Annotated in this window: 20 protein-coding genes, 1 pseudogene and 1 riboswitch; of the genes and pseudogenes, 4 read left to right on the top strand and 17 right to left on the bottom strand. The window is 46.8% G+C overall.

Features of this window, described 5'->3' with window-relative positions:
* The first annotated feature begins 63 nt into the window (after positions 1–63).
* A complete protein-coding gene (locus BLS69_RS25670; protein WP_053783253.1) occupies positions 64–309 on the top strand; it encodes a NifU family protein in 246 nt (81 codons plus the stop codon).
* A 139-nt stretch (positions 310–448) separates the two neighbouring features.
* Here the strand turns inward: BLS69_RS25670 and BLS69_RS25675 are convergent, their stop codons facing one another.
* Positions 449–1,228, bottom strand: a complete 780-nt coding sequence (locus BLS69_RS25675) for an SDR family oxidoreductase (RefSeq protein WP_017692411.1) — start codon at positions 1,226–1,228, stop codon at positions 449–451.
* A gap of 231 nt (positions 1,229–1,459) precedes the next feature.
* Here BLS69_RS25675 and BLS69_RS33035 point away from each other — a divergent pair.
* A pseudogene (locus BLS69_RS33035) lies at positions 1,460–1,699 on the top strand (DUF2167 domain-containing protein); the annotation flags it as partial.
* Positions 1,700–1,816: 117 nt separating this feature from the next.
* Here the strand turns inward: BLS69_RS33035 and BLS69_RS25680 are convergent.
* The 6 genes from BLS69_RS25680 to BLS69_RS25705 form a co-directional block, all read right to left on the bottom strand.
* Positions 1,817–2,656, bottom strand: a complete 840-nt coding sequence (locus BLS69_RS25680; RefSeq protein WP_091037894.1) for a MetQ/NlpA family ABC transporter substrate-binding protein — start codon at positions 2,654–2,656, stop codon at positions 1,817–1,819.
* Positions 2,657–2,731: 75 nt separating this feature from the next.
* On the bottom strand, positions 2,732–3,391 hold the full coding sequence (locus BLS69_RS25685; protein WP_036673326.1) for a methionine ABC transporter permease: 660 nt from the start codon (positions 3,389–3,391) through the stop codon (positions 2,732–2,734).
* Positions 3,392–4,426 carry a methionine ABC transporter ATP-binding protein gene (locus BLS69_RS25690; protein WP_091037896.1) on the bottom strand — a complete coding sequence of 345 codons (1,035 nt, stop codon included), beginning with the start codon at positions 4,424–4,426 and terminating at the stop codon, positions 3,392–3,394.
* A 126-nt stretch (positions 4,427–4,552) separates the two neighbouring features.
* Positions 4,553–4,693: riboswitch (SAM riboswitch) on the bottom strand.
* Between the two features lie 129 nt (positions 4,694–4,822).
* On the bottom strand, positions 4,823–5,539 hold the full coding sequence (locus BLS69_RS25695) for a Cthe_2314 family HEPN domain-containing protein (protein WP_091037898.1): 717 nt from the start codon (positions 5,537–5,539) through the stop codon (positions 4,823–4,825).
* A 195-nt stretch (positions 5,540–5,734) separates the two neighbouring features.
* Positions 5,735–6,673: a COX15/CtaA family protein gene (locus BLS69_RS25700; protein ID WP_091037900.1), complete on the bottom strand. Its 939-nt coding sequence runs from the start codon at positions 6,671–6,673 to the stop codon at positions 5,735–5,737.
* Positions 6,674–6,971: 298 nt separating this feature from the next.
* Positions 6,972–7,316 carry a thioredoxin family protein gene (locus tag BLS69_RS25705; protein ID WP_017692403.1) on the bottom strand — a complete coding sequence of 115 codons (345 nt, stop codon included), beginning with the start codon at positions 7,314–7,316 and terminating at the stop codon, positions 6,972–6,974.
* 142 nt (positions 7,317–7,458) lie between these two features.
* On the opposite strand from BLS69_RS25705, the gene BLS69_RS25710 reads away from it, so the two are divergent.
* Positions 7,459–8,745, top strand: a complete 1,287-nt coding sequence (locus BLS69_RS25710) for a DUF2515 family protein (RefSeq protein ID WP_091037901.1) — start codon at positions 7,459–7,461, stop codon at positions 8,743–8,745.
* 199 nt (positions 8,746–8,944) lie between these two features.
* On the opposite strand, the gene BLS69_RS25715 is transcribed toward BLS69_RS25710, so the two are convergent.
* The 5 genes from BLS69_RS25715 to BLS69_RS32320 form a co-directional block, all read right to left on the bottom strand.
* On the bottom strand, positions 8,945–10,573 hold the full coding sequence (locus BLS69_RS25715) for a putative polysaccharide biosynthesis protein (protein ID WP_076319823.1): 1,629 nt from the start codon (positions 10,571–10,573) through the stop codon (positions 8,945–8,947).
* A gap of 61 nt (positions 10,574–10,634) precedes the next feature.
* Positions 10,635–11,075 carry a DUF456 domain-containing protein gene (locus tag BLS69_RS25720; protein WP_047841365.1) on the bottom strand — a complete coding sequence of 147 codons (441 nt, stop codon included), beginning with the start codon at positions 11,073–11,075 and terminating at the stop codon, positions 10,635–10,637.
* 54 nt (positions 11,076–11,129) lie between these two features.
* On the bottom strand, positions 11,130–11,879 hold the full coding sequence (locus BLS69_RS25725; protein WP_091037903.1) for a Cof-type HAD-IIB family hydrolase: 750 nt from the start codon (positions 11,877–11,879) through the stop codon (positions 11,130–11,132).
* A gap of 686 nt (positions 11,880–12,565) precedes the next feature.
* Entirely contained in the window at positions 12,566–12,829 is a 264-nt protein-coding gene (locus BLS69_RS32315; protein WP_176873025.1) for a hypothetical protein, read from the bottom strand.
* Positions 12,814–12,990: a hypothetical protein gene (locus tag BLS69_RS32320; RefSeq protein WP_176873028.1), complete on the bottom strand. Its 177-nt coding sequence runs from the start codon at positions 12,988–12,990 to the stop codon at positions 12,814–12,816. Before BLS69_RS32320 ends, BLS69_RS32315 begins: the two co-directional genes overlap by 16 nt.
* Positions 12,991–13,491: 501 nt before the next feature.
* On the opposite strand from BLS69_RS32320, the gene BLS69_RS25735 reads away from it, so the two are divergent.
* Complete coding sequence (locus BLS69_RS25735; RefSeq protein WP_091037905.1) at positions 13,492–14,625, top strand: SMP-30/gluconolactonase/LRE family protein; 1,134 nt, start codon at positions 13,492–13,494, stop codon at positions 14,623–14,625.
* Between the two features lie 150 nt (positions 14,626–14,775).
* Here the strand turns inward: BLS69_RS25735 and BLS69_RS25740 are convergent, their stop codons facing one another.
* From BLS69_RS25740 to BLS69_RS25760, 5 genes are all read right to left on the bottom strand, one after another.
* Positions 14,776–15,648 carry a metal ABC transporter permease gene (locus tag BLS69_RS25740; RefSeq protein ID WP_047841304.1) on the bottom strand — a complete coding sequence of 291 codons (873 nt, stop codon included), beginning with the start codon at positions 15,646–15,648 and terminating at the stop codon, positions 14,776–14,778.
* Positions 15,648–16,607 carry a metal ABC transporter permease gene (locus tag BLS69_RS25745; RefSeq protein ID WP_091037906.1) on the bottom strand — a complete coding sequence of 320 codons (960 nt, stop codon included), beginning with the start codon at positions 16,605–16,607 and terminating at the stop codon, positions 15,648–15,650. The genes BLS69_RS25740 and BLS69_RS25745 overlap by 1 nt, the downstream gene beginning before the upstream one ends.
* Positions 16,608–16,610: 3 nt before the next feature.
* Positions 16,611–17,432, bottom strand: coding sequence for a metal ABC transporter ATP-binding protein (locus BLS69_RS25750; protein ID WP_244898219.1), 822 nt, complete (start codon positions 17,430–17,432; stop codon positions 16,611–16,613).
* Between the two features lie 31 nt (positions 17,433–17,463).
* The gene (locus tag BLS69_RS25755; protein ID WP_091037908.1) at positions 17,464–18,408 is read right to left on the bottom strand and encodes a metal ABC transporter solute-binding protein, Zn/Mn family; all 945 of its coding nucleotides are present in this window, start codon (positions 18,406–18,408) and stop codon (positions 17,464–17,466) included.
* Positions 18,409–18,645: 237 nt separating this feature from the next.
* Positions 18,646–20,595, bottom strand: coding sequence for a peptidoglycan D,D-transpeptidase FtsI family protein (locus BLS69_RS25760; protein WP_176873030.1), 1,950 nt, complete (start codon positions 20,593–20,595; stop codon positions 18,646–18,648).
* Between the last annotated feature and the right edge of the window lie 396 nt (positions 20,596–20,991).

Genomic DNA, 20,991 nt, shown 5'->3' on the forward strand with positions numbered 1-20,991 from the left:
GTTTGACCATTTTAATTTGTGGCCATTTGTAATATAATATAGGAAGGAAAGGAGTTGAACAATATGAGCGAAAACGCACAAAGCACCATGTATGATGAGGTATCTGATGTGCTTGATAAACTTCGTCCGTTCCTGCAGCGCGATGGCGGTGACGTGGAACTGGTCGACGTGGAGGACGGCATCATTAAGCTGAAACTGGTCGGTGCCTGCGGCAGTTGCCCAAGCTCCACCATTACCTTAAAAGCCGGGATTGAACGTGCCCTTCTCGAAGAAGTTGAGGGTGTACAAGAAGTCGTACAAGTATTCTAATCAATCCTTCACGAAATAAACCTCAAGAGCCTTTCGCTTCGCATGAAGCGGAGGGCTCTTTTTTTTGTGTGCATATGCAGAGAGTCCATTTCATCTGTCCCTTTGACCCGTTTCCACGTACAATCCTTCAATTCACCTTTTAAGTATCCTCGCGCTGTATGGTTGGACGAATCGGATCAAGTCCTCCAGATACATCCATAATGTTACCTGTTATAAAATCGGAATGATCAAGGCACAGATACGTAATCACTCGTGCAATATCTTCACCGCTGCCTGGTCGCCCTCTTGGCGTTTCCTCGTCGGTGATGCCTGCCATTTCATCAATCGTTTTCTCTTTGTTCGCACCACGAATGTCACCTGGACATACCATGTTAACCGTAATTCCATACGGGGCTTCTTCAACCGCGAGTGTCTTTGTAAAAGATACCAGACCCACCTTGGCAGCTGCATATACGGCGCGATGAGGCCAAGATCTCGCTTCTCCAGCATGACTGAAGCCAAAATGGATAATGCGTCCCCATTGCTTGCGTCTCATCTCTGGCAATACACGCTGATCCAGTAACATCGGTCCCAACAGATTTCCCTGCACAAGCATCTGGACCTCAGCTTCAGAATAATCCGCAAATAATCGTCGTTCACGGACAAATGGACCTGCGTTATTCACCAAAATATCAATGCTGCCCAGGTTGCCTTCCACCTGCTCAACCAATGAAGAGATATCTTCCACCTTGGATATATCAGCCTGGATGGCAATGCACCGCACACCCTTGGCTATAATCTGAGCCTTTAAAGCCTCAGCTTCTGTTCTGCTGTGTACATAGTTGAGGGCAATATGACACCCTTGATCTGCCAGACTGAGGGCCGTCATTTTACCAAGACCTTTGGCACTTCCCGTTATGAGGGCAATCTTTCCCTTCACGTTCATCCCCCTCTTCAAAGAGCAGTCACTATCCAGTATAAAAGATTTATCGTCCTCCTACAACTCGCTTATCCACAAGGGATTATCCACCTTTAATTCCAAATATATTTTGATTGAAATCGGAAGCCTAACCAGCAATAGTGAATTCGGCTCGTGGTATGTTGTGTTTGAGTACGTGAAGACAGGTCATATCCATGATGACGATCAAAATTTGAGTGCACTGTCCTTAATCAACTTAGCAGCAATGCAGGATATACCTACGAAGAGTACAATGCTTCGACTGACAAAACATCCACCATAGGGCTCAACAGTCTTCTGATGGGCGTGATCGGGTACACGGCTTCCCAGAAATTCAGTGCTCTTCTTTTGCTCAAAAAAGGATTGGCCTTGATCCTGGTTGTCGTTCTCGGGCTAATCGGTTGGATCAGATACAAAATCAAAAGCTTAAATGGAGAAGAAGAAAAACTCTGACTTATGTTGATCCCCACCTCAGCACAGATTAGTAATATAAAATAAGCCGTATATCTCTTCTGGAGAGATATACGGCTTATTTTATATAGCTTCACATCATGTCATGCATATCGTGAATTATTCAGTTGCAGGTTCAACTGCACCTTTATAACGTTCTTTGATGAATGCTTTCACTTCTTCGGAGTGCAAGGCAGCAGCCAGTTTCTGAATTGCATCTGCATCCTTGTTGTCCTCACGGGAAACGAGGATGTTTGCGTATGGGTTACCTTGCAGATCTTCGATCAACAAAGCATCATTCGCTGGATTTAGGTTTGCTTCAAGGGCATAGTTGGCGTTGATGAATACCAGATCCGCTTCATCCAATTGACGAGGCATCATGGCTGCATCAAGCTCGATGATATCCAGATTTTTCGGATTTGCTGTGATATCTTGAATCGTAGAAGTAATATTTGTGTTGTCTTTCAGCGTAATGATACCTTCCTTCGCGAGCAACAACAGAGCACGTCCACCATTGGATGGGTCATTTGGAATTGCTACTTTTGCGCCGTCAGCCAATTCATCCAAAGACTTAATCTTTTTGGAGTATCCACCAAAAGGTTCAACATGAACAGGTGTTACAGAAACGAGGTTGAATCCACGTTCTTTATTCTCTGTGTCCAGATAAGGTTGGTGCTGGAAGAAGTTTGCATCCAATTTTTTATCAGCAAGTTGCTGGTTGGGTTGTACATAGTCATTAAACGTAACAACTTGCAAACGAATACCTTGTGCTTCCAGTTCAGGCTTGATGCTTTCCAGGATCTCTGCGTGTGGTGTAGGTGAAGCTCCAACTTTCAATTCAACTGTGCGTGGTGCGCCTGCTGAATTGTCTGCGCCGCTATCGGCGTCCTTATTGTTCCCGCAAGCTGCAAGAACCGCAATCAGCATAAGGCTAAGTAGAGCGAAAGACCATTTTTTCATGTGTAAAACCCCTTCTCTAATCATTTTTTTCATGTGGCGTCCGCATAAATGCATATCCATCATGTTATCTATGTGTTATTTCCTGGTGAAAAATGTAACCAAGCGATCCCCAGCCATCTGGAGAATTTGCACAAGAATGATCATCGACACTACAGATATAATCATGATTTCATTTTGATAACGGAAGTATCCATAGTTAATTGCCAGTGTTCCAAGACCTCCACCACCAACCATGCCCGCCATCGCCGTATAAGAGACAAGCGTAACGATCGTGATTGTTATACCAGCAAGCAGACCAGGCAGTGCCTCAGGCAGTAACACCCGTCTTACAATCTGTCCGGTTGATGCACCCATCGACTGCGCCGCTTCAATGACACCCCGATCAACTTCTCGCAACGTCGTCTCCACCAAGCGAGCAAAGTAAGGAGCTGCTGAAATAACTAAAGGTGGTATAACACCTAACACTCCTGTAGCTGTACCGACGAGTATACGAGTGAATGGAATAAGAGCAACAATCAATATGATAAATGGGACTGAGCGCAAAATATTAACAATCAGAGATAGTATCGTGTACACTGCCCGTGACTTGATCGAAGCAGATCTAGCCGTCATGAACAGCAGAACTCCGAGCGGTAAACCTAAGATAACGGTAAACAAGCCTGATACACCCAAAATTTGCAGTGTCTCAATGGAGGCTTTACCAACCTCTTCCCAGCGAACTGTTGAAAAATCCATCTAACGAAGCACCTCCACATCAAGTCCCTCTGCGGTCAATTCTGATATCGTCCGATCAATCGCAATTGAATCACCCTCGAACCGAACGGTCAGCTGTCCATAAGGCACCTGTTTAATCGTAGAGATTGTACCCTGCAGGATGGCAAAATCCACACCCGTCTTACGTACCGTCCTGGACAAAATCGCTTCATACGTTTTGTTACCCAGAAAGGATATCTTCACAAGTTTGGAAGCAACACCTGCCTGCAATTCAACGCCTGAATTCGCCAGAGCGGTCTCTTCGAGAGCAAGTCCAGCTTCATGGTCACGCATCATGAAGTCCCGCGTAATGGCATGCTGCGGCTTCAGGAACACTTCTGTTACAGGTCCTTGTTCCACAATGCCGCCTTGATGAATGACAGCCACTTTGTCACAGATGTTCTGAATGACATGCATCTCATGTGTAATCAGAACAATCGTAAGGTTGTACTTTTCGTTAATGTCGAGCAATAACTTCAGGATTGAATTTGTCGTCTGCGGATCAAGTGCCGAAGTGGCCTCATCACAGAGAAGTACATTTGGGTCACTTGCAAGTGCTCTCGCAATCCCTACACGTTGTTTCTGTCCACCCGATAATTGAGCCGGATATTTGCTGCTATGGTGTTCCAGACCAACCAGTGCGAGCATTTCCTTCACTTTGCGATCAATGGCATCTTTGGGTGTATTCACAAGTTTTAGTGGAAAAGCTACATTGTCATATACCGTTGCCGAGGATAACAGATTAAAGTGTTGGAAAATCATCCCGATCTTGCGTCTCTGTTGCTGCAATTCGGTTTTGCTCAGTTCAGTCAGGTTTATTCCGTCAACCCATACTTCACCCTCCGTAGGGCGCTCCAGCAAATTAATACAGCGAATCAATGTACTTTTGCCCGCTCCAGAATGGCCAATCACTCCGTAGATTTCGCCCTTTTGGATGCTCAAATTCAGCTCAGATAACGCTGTTGTAGATTTTGCCCCTTTGCCGTACGTTTTTGTTAAACCTTTTAATTCAATCAATCGCACTTGCCCCTTTCCAACCACCTACATGTATCTTTACCCGATCTAAAGGAAAACTCCCCTTAAAGTACAAAAAAAGAGCCCTTTGCAGATACAAAGAGGGCTCTTCACGTGAAAGAATATACCTTCTCATCTGCCAAAATCGTGTCTTGCACCATTTTGTAGGAATTAGCACCTAACATCTATAACGAATGATACAAGATCATGTCGTTACAAATCGGTTGCCGGGCTTCATCGGGCCTGTCCCTCCGCCGCTCTCGATAAGAAATATGTTATTGTAGGATTTTATAAGTTCATGTAGTTTATGCTTTATAATGTGAACGTAACTTCCGAAATATCAGTTCTATCCGTGTAACATTCGATTGAAACTCAGTATATTCCAAGTATTCCGATTTGTCAAAGGGAATTATTTCTTTTCCATATATTATTGATATAACTATAAGAGGCTGTTAACGTTTCACAGACCATATCGACGCCTTGACGCATTTCCTGCACATGCTGATTCAGATCCTCCAACTTCACTTTACCTTGCAAGGTCTGGTGTAACTGCCACAGGTCATCGTGCATTTCGGAGTTCATGTAGTGAATTTCCATATTACGACGTTTGCGCAGCTTGCTCATCGGCTCACGATAAGAGTCCTTGATCTGAATCAATCGCAACGCAAGATCATGATGCTCCCTCGCATAATCGAACTGCCTCAACACAGTAAAATAGGAAAAATGCGCTTTGGTATTTGACGTATTCAGTTGGAATATTTCATTTAAGACGGTGCCGACTTTATCCAGAATGGCAAAGCAGCGGATAAAGCCATCTTTGTAGAAATACACATACCGAGCATACTCGGCTTTTTCAGTCGGCGTCATATCATCCGTTGAACCTGCAACGACCCTTTTGCGAAAATGAGCAGCAGCGAAACAGCTTTGCTCCAGTTCATCCAGTGAGGAGATGAGTCCCTGAGTCCACACATACAGCTTCCGATAGTCATGCGTGGGATCATGGTCCACATGCATTTGTCGTTGAAATAGCTCAAGCGTATGCGCCATTGCGTCCATCGCTGCCTTCAATTTACCTTCGTTTATACGTGGCTTTTCCCCCAACAACGTTCGCAGCATATCTAACCTCCTCTTTTCCAAATCAACAAGAATTCATCACCTTAACACATCATCCAATCCGTGTAATTGCTGCTTGCCATAGGTTGCCCTGATCCCCCTGACATCAAACAAAGTCCACCTGTCCAATGATGTACATCACTGGATGGTGGACTTTCATATTTAGCCCAAGTACCTTTGAAAAAGTGAATCTATATCTTAGAAACGATTAACCGGGCGATACAGCTTGTACACCAGGAAACTCATATACGTTAAGACTCCGAACAATATGGCGATATCCAGCATATGAGCAAGAGCTACGAACATGTATACTTCCGGACGGTTCATTGTCACCATCATGAAAATACCAATGACTACTTGCATCAGAATAAGAACAACGGATACCACACCCAGAGTACGCATTTCCTTATTGTCCGGATGATTACGGTAAGCGAAGTGACCCAGGATTGCAATAACAATCACGAGCGACGCAGCTGCTGCACGGTGAGCAAAAGCAACCGCTACCCCACCCGAAAGCTCAGGAATAATCTGCCCGTTACAGAGCGGAAATCCGGAACATCCGCCGGCAGAATCCGTGTGACTCACAAATGCACCCGTGTATACCACGAGATATGTGTAAATGGTGGAGAACCAGACCAGATTCCTGAATTTTTTACTAACCCGAGGGTATTTATTCAGTCGCTCCAATCCGCCATCTTTTGCCTCTTGCCTGATGCCCAGCGCCATCATTAGAGAACTGGCAAAAGCAATCAGTGCAAAGCCAAAATGCAGTGCCATGACTGCTGAAGATTGGGAGAAGACAACGGCAAAAGCCCCCATGATTCCCTGGACGATAACAAATACCAGAGTTAAGAAAGAAAACAATTGCAGGTCACGGCGTGACTTGCCAAACCGCAGAAAAGCAACAAACGAGGCAATGGACAACAGTCCAGCCAGTGCACTTACAGCGCGATGGGAATATTCAATAAGTGAAGCCACAGTATGCGCCGGAACGAGTTTTCCGTTACATAAAGGCCATTCCGTTCCGCAGCCAAGGCCAGATTCCGTTTTGGTTACGATGCCTCCACCAAAAGTGGCCAGAAACATGACAAGACAGGTTAATACGGTTAACCATTTAAACAAAGTTAAGTGTTTCAATTTTTTCTCACCCGCTGTTGGTTTAAGATGGCGGAGAATATTCTCCGCTTGTTTCGGTACTTTGACACTTATTTCACAACTAAATTCATTATACCGGATAAAATGTTCATTGACGTCGCGCTTTGTGACAAAATGTTAACGTCTGCTGAAATAATGACCCACAGGTCATTGGAGTTATGTACAGAAACGTCTCTTGCATAGAACATGCCGAACATACAAACGCCATTTCCCTATTTCAAGAGAAATGGCGTTCTTTTAGTATACCCTTTTACAACATGAACCTGTCATACTTTTATTATCATTTATGGATCGTGTTGTACACTTCGACTGCGCGATCCAAGAACTGCTCAATCTCTTCTCTCGACTTGCGCAGCTTGTTCACATACCGTACGAGTTCGCGGCCATCTGTATACGCCACAAAGCTCGGAATGCCAAGAATATTCTGCTCTTCACTAACCGTTCCAACCTGATCTACGTCAACCTCAATCAAGGTCAGTTCACGTGCATATTTCTCTTCAACCTCAGGCATAAACGGATCGATGTATTTGCAGTCACCACACCAGTCTGCCTTGAATACGGCAATTGTCAAACGTGGGGATTGGATGGCTACATCAAAAGCCGGTTTGGAAGTAATCTGTTCCATTCGGTTCATCTCCCTTTCTGTACCTTGTCTTACCCTAAGTGAAGCAAATTGGCGAGTGGAAGTCAAATAATCAGCGCATACTTAGAATAAACCACATGGTCTGTGAATTTAAACCCAGAACATCATGAAAGGATGTCACATCATGACTTCCACCAGAACCGATTCTTCCAGCGAACAACATCACGGGTCCCTCCTGCAGATGGTCCGTTCTATTCCGGGTGCTGCCCGGGAAATCTGGCGTGGCAAACAGGCTGCATGGCAAGCTTCTGCACAGCTTCGTCACCCATTGCGTGACATCGAGTGGGATACAGATACGGCAGCTGCCTTACAGTCTGAGGTGGAGCGTTTGTTACCTGCCAGCAACAAATCTTTTGCACGCACGGACCAGGTTCAAAGCGCACTCGTCTGCGAAGAAGATTGCATCATTCTGGAAGAGATTAAGACACTGACTCAGGAGCATAATCGGAGTAATATTACTCGCACGGCAGCCTACCTGGAATGTTATGAGCAATATCCCGAACTGCATTGGGCACTGTTGGCCCATATGGTCTCTCGCAACGGTGGATATCACATGACAGATCTTCAGAGTGACTTGATGCATAATCTACAGAATGAGAGCGATCGCGAGCATATGTACCGGCTGCTGGAGCGGTGTAATGCACTCATTTTCCAGGATGCATATCCCCAGCTTCAGCTGTATATGAACAGTCGCCGGATCGGACGAAGCTGTTTCCATCTCTTGTCGCACTTTCACGTATCGGCGTTTATGACGCCATTTTGGGAACGCTTTTGGCTGGAACGGTGCAGTTCACTGCTTAGTGTGGCATTAATTATTAATGAGCAGAACTATATCGAGAGCCGGGTGGTGCAGCATCCTTATTTTCAAAAAGAAATACTCTCAAAACCCGCATTCCATCTGCATAATTTGGCGGGTCTGAATCATATCGTCTTCCCTCTTGGACGGGGAGCAGGACTCGCAGGACGCGTCATTGAACATTTTGGCAAGCTGGATGAGCGAATCATGTTTGGCAAAGGGCTATATGCCCTGTTGTTTGGCGTGGAGCAAGTACACACACAAGTGTTGGAGTTTGCACGTTCGGTTCCCCATCGTGGCTCGCGTGCCGAATATTGGCCTGGGCTGTTTACCAATCGTGAAGACGAGGTGGGCGATCATACATTATACGCTCAGGCGTTACTGGATGAGGAATGGCTTCCAGAAGGGCAACGATTATATAGTCCGGAACTGCTCGCCGTATGGGGAGACACGCCGTATGAACCGATCACCAGACATGACTGGCTTCAGACTCGGGATTGTCTCGGTTATCTGACGGCACCGCGTCGGCCATGGCTGTTTGAGATGAGTCACGAACACCGGTATGGCATGCTGAAAACAGCACTGGCTCATGATGCTAAAGCCATCACACACTAATGCTGAAGATCATATAGAGCAGACAAAGACGGATGATGTGATACCCGATGTACCGCTAATCCTCGCTTGCTGGGCTAATGTCGAGTTCAGTCGCTCAGCTCGCCTTAGCTAAACAAAAAGCCCTGTCCGCTTAACACCAGACAGAGCTTGTATCCTATTTTCACAAAATATTGGAGCATGGATGATGCTTTTTGCATTTTTAACCTCTTTGCCCAGCTCCACGTTGAAGACGCATAAGTGGACGAAGAATTTTTTGCAGAATACGGGGGTAACTGCCCAGCTCGTCCTTGCGCAGTACACGCAGCACAACCATGAGAACCAGATACACCACCACAACAAGCACGCCAACCACAAGGCAGGTAAACAAGAAAGATACACGCGCTGGCAGGAACAGTCCAAAGATCGTATTCCCAATCCAGTTCGTTGCAAATCCTACACCTGCTGCAAGCAAGACCGTAATGATAAACCCTTTCCAACGATCTCCCATGATGGAGAAATCAACGATTTTGCGAAGGACCCGCAGATTCAGGTATGTGATAACCAGGAAACAAAGGGCCGTTGCTATAATGATGCCGTAAATGCCAAAGATCGGCGCCAGAATCAGACTTGCGATCAGTTTGATCACAACACCTGCTGCGACACTGATCATCGTAATCCGCGGTTTCCCTACCCCGAGTAAAATGGAGTTAGTGGTCATCATCGTAATCTGAAAAATTGTACCAAATGTTAGCAAAGCAATGATCGGCGTTCCATCCAGATTGGTAAACAGCAATCCGTTGACCGAATACGCTGCCGCACAAAGCGCAATGACAATTGGCATACCTGTCAGAATCGAAATGCGCAACGCAAGTGTAACCTGACTCTTCAGATGAGCTTCATCCTTGCGGGCAAATGCTGCCGATATGACAGGCACCAATGATTGACTTAGAGCGATAGCCAGAATCGGAGGAATACCCGCAATACTTTGGGCCTTCGCACCAAGGATCGCAAGTACGCCAGTCGCTTCTTCGAGTCCGATCTGGCCACTAAGCAGTGGTACCACAAGGGATGAATCGATGAAGTTAATGGCTGGAACCGCAAGTGAAGACAGCACAATTGGAATAGACAGCTTGAAGATATCACTGTAGATACCTCGCATCGGTAACTGCTCTGCACGCTCGTAATTTAATTGGGCCGCACGGTCGCTACGACGCAGCTTCAAGGTGAAGTACAGCATGACACCAAAGGCACCAACACTTCCTAATACCCCACCAAATGAGGCACCCGCAGCAATCGTCTGGTCATCATAATTCCATTGCAGCATGACATAAGCCACGATAATGGCTGTACCTACACGAGCGAACTGTTCCACGATTTGTGAAATACCGCCTGCTGTCATGTTGCCGCGTCCCTGGAAATATCCACGCATCATCGCAATGGCCGGGAACAGTAGCAAGGCTGGAGCCAAGGCGCGAATGGCGCTGACTGACTCCGGTACTTTGGAGACATACGTAGCATAATAAGGTGCTGCGAACCACAACAAAGCAGACATGACTACACCGGCAACAGCGGCAAAGATAAGGGCTGCACGGTAGATCTGTTGGGCTTCACTCGCGCGTCCGAGCGCATAGCGTTCCGATACCATTTTACTCAGAGTACTCGGTATGCCCGCCGTTGCTACAGTTAACAGCATTAAATATACCGTATTGGAGATGGTAAACGATGCATTACCGATATCGCCGAGGATATGCTCCAGCGGCACCCGTTGAACCAATCCGAGTACTCTTGCGATCAGCGCAGCGGCCGCCAGAATGAGCGTACCCCTAATGAATGTTTCTTTCTTAGACAAACGAATTCCCCTTCTTTCCTCCACACCGGACGTGCATCCCGTTGAAGCTAATCCTGAACGTTTAGGCGAATCTTACCACCCAGATAATAAAGAGAACAATCATGACGATTTGCAAAATAATTTTCATCACAGTACTCGTAAATAGCCCCACGACGGAACCAAATCCAACTTTCGACGCTTTGGAAGGTGAAGATCCTCCGATCAGTTCCCCGATAAAAGCACCGATAAATGGTCCCAATACCAGTCCGAATGCCGGAATGACAAATGGGCCAATGATAACACCAATGGTACTCAGCGTGGTCGATAACTTGGAGCCACCGAACTTCTTCACGCCCCATGCACTGACGACATAATCAGCCACAAACAACACAACAACAATCAGAATCTGAATGATCCAGAACCACACACCAAACGGATCAAAGCTGAAGAACCAGCCGTAGACCAGAAACGCGAAGAAAATCGCTACAGCACCAGGCAGTATGGGATATACCGTTCCAGCCATCCCCACTGCAAACAGCAGCACAATTAAAATCCAGGCAATGGTTGCGAGCAAAGGTTACTCCCCCTTCAAAATATGTTCACGGATCACTTCGACGATGCCGTCTTCATTGTTACTCGCTACGATCAGATCAGCCGCTTCCTTCACCTGCTCTTGCGCATTACCCATCGCTACACCAAGACCTACCGCCTCAATGACAGCCAGATCATTCAAACTGTCTCCGACAGCAACAACTTCGGTCATCTCTATGCCCAGCAGCTTGCAGACTTCCGCTACACCACTTGCTTTGGATACCCCAGCAGGGTTGATCTCAATATTAACCGGTGAGGAATTCGTCATTTGCAGACCACCCATTTGTTGCAGTTCCATCATGATCTGGTGACGCACTTCATCCACTTCGGTATTGAAGCCGAATTTTAACCATTCCAGACCTTCAATATTGTCCGTCCAACGGTCACGGTTGAACAGCTCTTCCACGGAGTATGCCCAGTACCAGCTGTTATATTTCTCACCGATCTCCTGCATTTGGCGAATCAATGCCGGGTCCATCAGATGACGCATATGCAGATCATGCGGGGCTTTCCAGACCTCACTACCGTTAACGGTAACCATTGGTGTCTCCAGTCCAAGCTGGACCGCATAAGGCATTGCGTGGAATACGGCTCTTCCCGTGGAAAGGCACACATGCACACCCCGACGAATGGCAATTTGAATCCACTTGGCGGTCTCCTGTGTAATTTCATGATTATCGTTAAGTAATGTTCCATCCATATCCAATGCAAGCAATTTGTATTTCAGTTCACTCATACAGTAGTTCCTCCTAGGTTGTCTCTCTCCAAATTGAACTCATGGATATCCGTTCAGGCACTAAGCGGGCAGAATACCTTTCGAGTCGTATTATCTTTGTTTTAGAATTACCTTTTTCTTTAGTGTATTGAGATTATACGAGGTAACCGTTACGTGTACGGATCGTCTTCCGATCGCTGTTGTCTCCGTAATTTCTAGATTCTCTCTTCTTAAAGGTTAGAAATTCGGAGACAAAGGCGAACGCTATCGCTTCTTCAGATCGATTCCGCCCCCTTCACTACATCACCTTTGTATTAAGAGCTCATAACACCTACCATCAAGAAGGAAATTCATAAACAAATTTCCCTTCTCTAGATCCTTTCTGCCCTCTACGTTCCACAATGGTTCTCCAGTTCAACTTAAAGGTTCTCTTTATCTAATTATAAACATTCTCTCACAACAAGATCGCCCGGCATCTGTAAAAACGGACGCTCCGGACGTCACAGCTAACGACATTTTACCACAGATCATCTGTATGCAACAAAATAACCCGCTCAGGATTACACTTCGAAGTTATTACATTTTATGTAATGTATAATTTCCTAAATAAAAAAACGATCCACCTGCTACAGGATGCATCGCTTTTAGCTTAACCTTTTTCACTCTGCCTGTTTTCCCAGCCTAACCCGTAGCCAAGATTTAATCCATTATCCCCTGTCCACTCCTCTGTCTGGCTTGAATACCGCAAACAAGGATTGGGACATCAAATTCATGGTTTGTTTATATACGTTATGGGCTGCTTTTACATCACCAAGGAACCCGCCCATATGCAGGTGGATTACACCGTGCAGCGATGCCCATATAGTACTGACAAGAGTTTCGGTCACTTTCTGGCCCGAAATCTGTCCTTGCTTCTGGGCAGTGCTAATTAGAATCAGCAAGCGGTATATGGCAGTCATCGTTCCCTGCATACTTTCTGCATCCGGCTTGAACTCGGCAAAAGCCCCCCGAACATCAGCTTATAGTAGCTGGTATAATCCTGCGCAAACTGCCAGAAGGCTTCCCCCAAATCCATTAAATACTGCAAGAAGTCAGAGGACGGCGGCACTTCTTCCAAACGCTTGGCGAGCAATTTGCAGCCCTCCAGATACAACTGCTGGGCCAGACCCTCTTTATTGACAAACAAACTATAAATGATCTGCGGGCATTTTCCGACTTCTAAATACAGGCATTCTAACCATTTGCAGAAAAGTTGTCAATGAAGGTCATTATGATAAAAAAAGAATTTGACACAATCGTTTCCTTTTGGTTACTATGATTCTTATAAGAAACAGTGTTACCAAAAGTGGTCTCATGCTCATTTTTTTTAAATTTTCATTATTTTTTTGGAGTTAAGGTAACATTGTTTCCTTAAAAAAACAACGTATTATAATTGATGCTCTTTGGGTGGAAGAATCGTAACCGTGGCGTGCAATTTCTCATTCTGTGCCAGCTCGACGGAGATAACTCTCTCAACGTGAGTGGTACAGGGGGAGAACGCCTCTGTCGGTGCGAAGGACACGCCAGAACATGTAGTGGCAGTTAACTGCACGCTATGACAAAGGACAACAGAAACACTATTAGGAGGATTAATATGTCAACAGAACAAAAACAACGCAAACGATCCACTGGCCAACAAATTCGTAGATGGAGCCTGACCCTGCTAGGGGTAATTGTGCTGGGAATCGTTGTATTCCTGCTAATGCCCGCCCCGGTAGAACCCGCTGTTTGGTCTGCACCTGCTGCTCCTTCTTTTGAGAAGGAGGGTCCCTGGAAAGAGAACAACAAACTTAGCTCCGCTGAATTGGTTACTGACCGCGCGAAGTTCCCGGAATTTATCACTTTTGATAAAGAAGGGCGGCTGTATGCGGGTGACTCCGACGGCAAAATCTACAGAGTAACCTTTGACGTCGAGGACAAGGCACAGCCAGCAGAGGTATTCGCTGATACCCACGGAACACCTAACGGCCTGAAATTTGATGCTACAGGGAATTTGATTGTGGCGGATATTCAGAAAGGGCTGCTGTCCATTGACCCGAACGGAGATGTCGAAGTACTAACCACTGAAGTAGATGGAGGGCCGATCTACCTGGCAAATGAGCTGGACATCGCCCAAGACGGATCGATTTATTTCTCCGATACCTCTAACTATGGCAAAGTCATGTTCAAAGAAATTGCAGAGAATAAACCGCATGGACGATTATTGAAATATGATCCGGTGACCAAGCAGACGACCGTTCTGCTTGAGGATTTATATTTTGCCAATGGGGTCGTATTGTCTGCCGAAGAAGATTTCGTGCTTGTAGCCGAATCATATCATTATCAGTTGACCCGGTACTGGCTGAAGGGGCCCAAACAAGGTACCTCTGATATTTTTGCAGAGAATCTGGCTGGGTTTCCGGACAATATCACACGTGACGCTCAGGGACACTTCTGGGTAGGGGTGTTCACAACCCGTCTGCCTTTTGCCGATTACATGCATAGTCATCCTTGGTTAGCGGCAACAATGTCCAAAGTTCCACAGTCCTTGTTAAATGGAGCCAGTGCCCCGGTGAAACACGGACTTGTCGCAGAATATGGACCAGAAGGAGAACTTGTGAATAGCTGGCATGATCCTGAAGGAACATTGTATGGCATTACCACGGCCGTAAGCCAAGGGAAATATTTATATCTCGGAACCGCAACAGGAGGAAGCCAAGGGGTTCATCGGGTGCTTTTGAAACCGTAAGGATTGTTATATTCATCTACCTCATAGACACCCTTTAGGCATCCCAATAGCAGCTCACTCCAGCAGGAGGGGCTGCTATTGAATTTTTCATCGTTTACAGTCCAATCAAAAAAGCCGCCTGCAAAGCAGGCGGCTGACAATCTCTATGAATTAACGTGCCGCGAATTTGCGACGAGCGTAACGGAATACGATGCCGTGTTTCGGTGACAGCAGCAGTGCAAGAACAAACAAAATTCCAGCAACAGCTACCATGCAGCCCGCAATGGAAGCATCCAGGGCGTATGCCATGATGTAACCTCCAACCGAAGATGCTGCTCCGATCAGGACGGCGTAAAGAATCATTTTGCCCAGACGATCTGTGAGCAGATAAGCCGTTGCCGCAGGTACAATCAGCATGCCCACCACGAGAATCGAACCAACACTTTCAAATGAAGCTACGGATGTCATGGAAACGAGTCCCATGAGCAGATAGTGGAACAGTACCACTGGAATGCCGCAGGCCGCAGCCAGCGCCGGATCGAAGGCACATAGCTTGAACTGTTTGTAGAACAGCCCAATGACGACGAGGATGACTAGCAAAGTGATACCCAGCATCCAGACCGCCCTCGGCCCGACATCCGTACCTCCAAGGGTTAGCGTATCCCACTGTACATAAGCGATCTCACCGAACAAGACACAGTCCAAATCCAGATCAATATGCTGGGCGTTCAGACTAATCAGAATGACACCTACTGCGAAGAGTGCTGTGAACACAATTCCGATCGAGGCATCAGACGAGAGTCCACCCGCCTGCAAACTCTGTATGAAGAACACCGTCAGTAGTCCAAACACCGTTGCGCCGAGCAGCATCCACAATGAATCTCTGGAACCGCTCCACAGGAAAGCAATTGCAATACCGGGGAGAACCGCATGGCTGATCGCATCACCGACCAGGGCCATTCGTCGCAGAATTAGAAAACAACCGAGGATGGCGCAGGCAGAAGATACCAATACGGCCGTCAAAATAATCCAAAACGTTGCCATTACATCTCCCCCCGTTCCTGCTGATTTCGCTGTGTGGCAAGAGTCTGAAGTGTTGCCCGCTCTTCACGCATATACGCGGATTTTGCCTGAATACTGCGCAACCGTCGAGCTAATAATCCACGACGCGGAGCTAGCAAGGCTGATCCGGCAAACAACACCGTAGCCGCAAGAACGGTTACAGGCCCTGTCGGCAGATTAGGTACAAGCGTGCTGAAGATGGTTCCTGTTGCCCCGCTCAATGCACCAAATATGCCTGCCAACACCACCATCAGTGCGAGTGAGTCGGTCCAGCAACGTGCTGCTGCTGCTGGGGTTACCAGCAAGGCCGCAACAAGCACGACACCAACGGCTTGTATTCCGGCCACCACCGCGATTACCGTTAAGAGCAGGATGAGCTGCTCCAACATCGCAACTGGCAGTCCCATACCACGTGCAAATCCCGGGTCAAAACTCACCAGTTTAAATTCCTTGAACCAGGCCAGACAGGCAATCAGTAATACGAGACATACGCCTCCCATGACATACACATCCGTCATGACCATGGATGCCGCCTGCCCAAACAAATATTTATCGAGTCCGCTTTGGCTTCCGCTCGCCCCATGCTGGATGCGCGTCAGCATCACTACACCAATCCCGAAAAATACGGTCAGCACAATTCCCATCGCCGCATCCTGCTTGATTCGGGAGTAGCGCGTAATCCACGAGATTCCGAAGGTAGCGACAATGCCAGCCACCAGAGCACCGAACAGGAATAATCCGACGGACTTCGTTTCCGTCAACATAAATGCAATACAGATCCCAGGCAGAGCAGCATGAGCAAGGGTGTCCCCCATCAGGCTCTGTTTACGAAGAAAGGTGAAGGAGCCAATAATTCCGCTACTGAATCCCAACAACAGACAGCCAAGCAATATCCAACGTGTATTCGGGTCAGATAAGATGGCAACGATCCAGTTCCACATGCACTACACCTGGCCTTTCTCCGTCCGGCTTCCGATCATCGCAATCCGGCCTCCGTACGTCTCTTGCAGTGTATCCGGTACAAATACTTCACTTGTCGGCCCACCTGCCACCAATCGTCCATTGAGCAGCAGCACATGGTCGAAATATTCCTCGACTGTCGCCAGATCATGGTGAACAACCAGTACCGTCTTGCCTTGTTTCTTCAACTGTTCCAAAAGCGAAATGATCGCTTTCTCTGTGGTGGCATCGACACCTGCAAATGGCTCATCCATGAAATACAGATCTGCGTCTTGTACGAGTGCCCGCGCCAGAAAGACACGCTGCTGCTGTCCACCGGACAGCTGACTGATCTGGCGGTACATGTAATCGCCCATGCCGACTTGCTCCAGGCAGTGTGCAGCCAGGTCCCGCTCCTTTTTCCCCGGACGACGGAACCAGCCCAAATGACCATACCGTCCCATCATCACCACATCAAGCGCATGCGTAGGGAAATCCCAGTCTACCGATTCCCGTTGGGGCACATAACCGATGCGGCGACGTTGTTCCCTGTACGATTGTCCGAAGATCCGAACCTCTCCATGCATCTTTGGTACCAGTCCCAGAACGGCTTTGATCAGTGTTGATTTCCCTGCGCCATTTGGGCCAAGAATACCGATGAGCTGTCCTTCCGGAATATCGAAGGATACGCTGCTAAGCACCGGCTTTTTGTGATACGCAACAGCCAGATCCCTCACACTAAGAGGAGCTGATGTTGGCTGCGTTCCCTGCAAGTGACTATTATTAAGTTTCGTAGGAGTTTGTTCCAATAAAGTTGTATCTTCCATAATCCTGTAACTCCTCTCTTCATGTGATTCATTATTTCAGGGCTTCTACAATCGTCTCAACATTGTGGCGAATCATACCGATGTATGTGCCTTCTTCCGTTCCCTCAGCCCCCATGGCATCCGAGAACAGTTCTCCACCAATGCTGACCGTATGTCCTTTTTGAGCTGCTCCGGCAATGATGGCTTCCATCGCTTTTGCAGGCACACTCGATTCAACAAATACTGCTTTGATATGGTTATCTACGAGATAATCCCGCAGTTCGCTAACATCTTTTGCCCCATATTCGGCTGCTGTACTGATGCCCTGAAGCCCCATCACTTTCATGCCATAAGCCTGACCAAAATATCCAAATGCATCATGCGCCGTAACCAATACCCTGCTTGCTTCCGGAATCTCCAGAATCTTCTCACGTACCTCGGCATCCAGTGCTTCGAGCTTCGCCAGATACGCCTCTGCCTGAGCTTTGTATTCTTCCGCATGGTCCGGGTCCGCCTCCACGAGCGTATCGCGTACGGCTTCTGCCGCATGCATCCAGTGGCTGACGTTAAACCAGACGTGTGGGTCATATTCGGTGCCGCCTGTATCTTTGCCTGAGTGTAACTCCTCAACTGGAATAGTCTCTGTAACGGCAGTAACCAGTTTGCTTGAGGACATTTTCTCCAAAATATCTGTCATTTTGCCTTCAAGATGCAGTCCATTATAGAAAATGACTTTGGCTTGTTCCAGCTTGCGAATATCACCTTGGGATGCCTTGTACAAGTGGGGGTCAACTCCCGGGCCCATTAGCCCGGTAACATCAACATATGCCCCGCCTACCTCACGTGCTACGTCAGCGATCATTCCCGTTGTAGCGGTTACTTGAAGCTTGCCACCACTGCTCGTCTCTGCATCACTGGAACATGCCGTAAGTACAACAACCAGAACCAGAGCCGCTAGCGTAATGAACCCCCTCTGAATACTCCTCATTTTCACCATTAACAATTCAACCGTCCCCTTTCCCTCTCCTAAAATACTTGTCTACATCTAATTTTGTTGTGCAAGGTATTAAATTTTAATCAAGACTAATAATGTTTCCCTTGTGCAAATTTTATCCGAAGCCAAAAAAAAAGGCAAGGGATTATTTCCCCTGCCTGTCCAAATTCATATATTGTTCACTTCATTAACCTATTAGATGTGATGTAAAAGCGCTACATCTGCCGCATTTCTTTTACATTACTCGTTGTCTTTTCCTTCGTCTTTCTTACCTTTTGGCGTTCCATCGAGACCATACACTTCATCGTATGCATCGAAGATTTTCCGTGCAATCGGCGAGGCACTGACTGACCCGAACCCACCTTCCGGTACAACAACAGCTACAGCAAGCTTCGGATTATCTCGTGGTGCAAAGGCAATAAATACACCATTCTCTTTTTTGTTCGGTCCTGTCCCCTGCTCTGATGTTCCTGTTTTCCGTGCATAATCGTATGGGAACCCGTCAAATGAGCTTACTTTGGTAACCATTCCTTTGTGCACTTCATTCCAGTGCGCATCGGCAAAATCAACTTCATTAAGCACCTTAGGTTTGATCTCTTTCACCACATTGCCATCCGCGTCACGAATTTCCTTCACCAGATGTGGTTCCATCCGTTTGCCCTTATTCGCAAGCATGGTCGTGTATTGGGCAAGTTGCATGGTGGTGTACTTGGCTTGCTGTCCAAACGAGGCAAACGCCAAACGTGTTAGAGCTGATTCGTCTTTATTATTATATTCTAGCCTACCCAGAAATTCATTAGGCAGATCTACACCAGTGGACACACCCAAGCCAAATTCCTTCATGTGTTTGTCCCAGATATCAATTCCTTTATCCGAGCCATATTTGCTTAACAAACGTTTACCCACCATGTCGATCATAAACGCATTTGAGGATTTCTCAATCGCTCTTCTCGCCGTAATAGAACCATTATAAGCAGAATGTGAGTTCTTCACTTGTCGTCCGTCTTTCCCCAAGATAGCATATCCCTGATCGTGATAGGTCTGTCCTGCTGTAAATAATCCCTCTTTCAATCCAATCAGGACACTTAACGGCTTGATTACTGATCCAAGAAGTATAACAGATTCCGCCCGACTAGGCTTGGCATCATTCGGTGGGAACGACTCGGTGGTTCCGTTCCGGAATACATATTTGATTTTGTCATAATCCCAATCGTTCGGATCATAATCCGGCATACTTGCCATAGCCACCACATTCCCCGTATCCACTTCCATGGCTACTGCGTATCCGGTAATTGCCTTAGGGAGTCTTCGCAATTCGTCCGTTATTGCTTCTTGTGCGGCCATCTGAATTTCCTTGTTAATGGTGGAAACCAGACTGTAGCCTTTCTCTGGTGGCGTCTGTAACATCGTTCCATCTGGAAGATTGCGTGCGTCAATATCAATGGACTGATATCCGCTTCGTCCACGAAGTGCTTCCTGATATTGAAGCTCCAGCCCATCGAAGCCAACCTTCTCTTCTTCATGGTACACAAGCCCAGGATCACGCTGGGTACTTGCCCCCTCGCGGATGGCCTTATATTTGGTAATGGAATCTGGTGCTCGCTTGAACTCTCTTGTGTAACCCACAACCTGAACCGCTACGCCATCCGGGTCATATTTTCTTATGTTTTCTTCCAACACCATAACGCCTGGATATTCTGCTTTTTTCTCCATGAAAAAAGCAATTTCTTTAGTCGATAGATCCGACTTCACAAGCCTCGGCACATACCCGAACGTTTTCTGGTAATCCAGATCCAAGCGTTTAATGATCTCTTCCGCATCCGGCTGCTCTTTATCCCCGGGATTAAACTGCTTAAACACAGCCGCCAGATCATGAGCCAGTTCCTCTGCTTCCTGTCTACGTTCATCATTCCGATAATCCTCATACAACAACACATAGAGGGACTGCACAGGTTCCGAGTAAGCAAGCGCAATTTCTCCCGTAGCATCATAGATGGGACCACGAACAGGTGCGAGCGGAATATCCTTGGTATTACGACTCGTTTCCATATACGTCAGTTCAGGACCCTCCACAAACTGTACAAAGGCCAACCTGAAAATAAGGATACTGAATATGACAAATGCCGCGAAAAAAAACAGATTCAGCCTTGCCGTGGAAGGCTTGTTGACGGGTGTATCTTCCTCAGTCATGGGTTTCTTCCTCAATCGGTTAAACATGTTTTAAGCCTCTCCCGTTCCTTTATAAAAATAAAATATTTAATCCGTCTTGTGAACGTGTTGAATCCGATATTTAATCCTTTCTCATACAAGTCTACCAAAGGTTAGCTGTCAAGTCTTTCAATATTTGGTTACATTTTCGTAAACAGAACCGTTACACTACCCAATCTACCGATTCCAATGTAAACACTGACATATCAACGTTATCCATTTCTCCAGATCGCGTTTCCCCTTCCCTTATATAAACGTGGTACAGCTCATATGGTTACATATTAATGCAACTAATTAGTCCACCCTTACGATCCATTCTCCACGTAAAAACAAAAAAGAGGACCCACGAAGGGTCCCCTCTGTAACCAATGCCTCACA

The sequence above is a fragment of the Paenibacillus sp. CF095 genome, from assembly GCF_900101225.1.
GTDB lineage: Bacteria > Bacillota > Bacilli > Paenibacillales > Paenibacillaceae > Paenibacillus.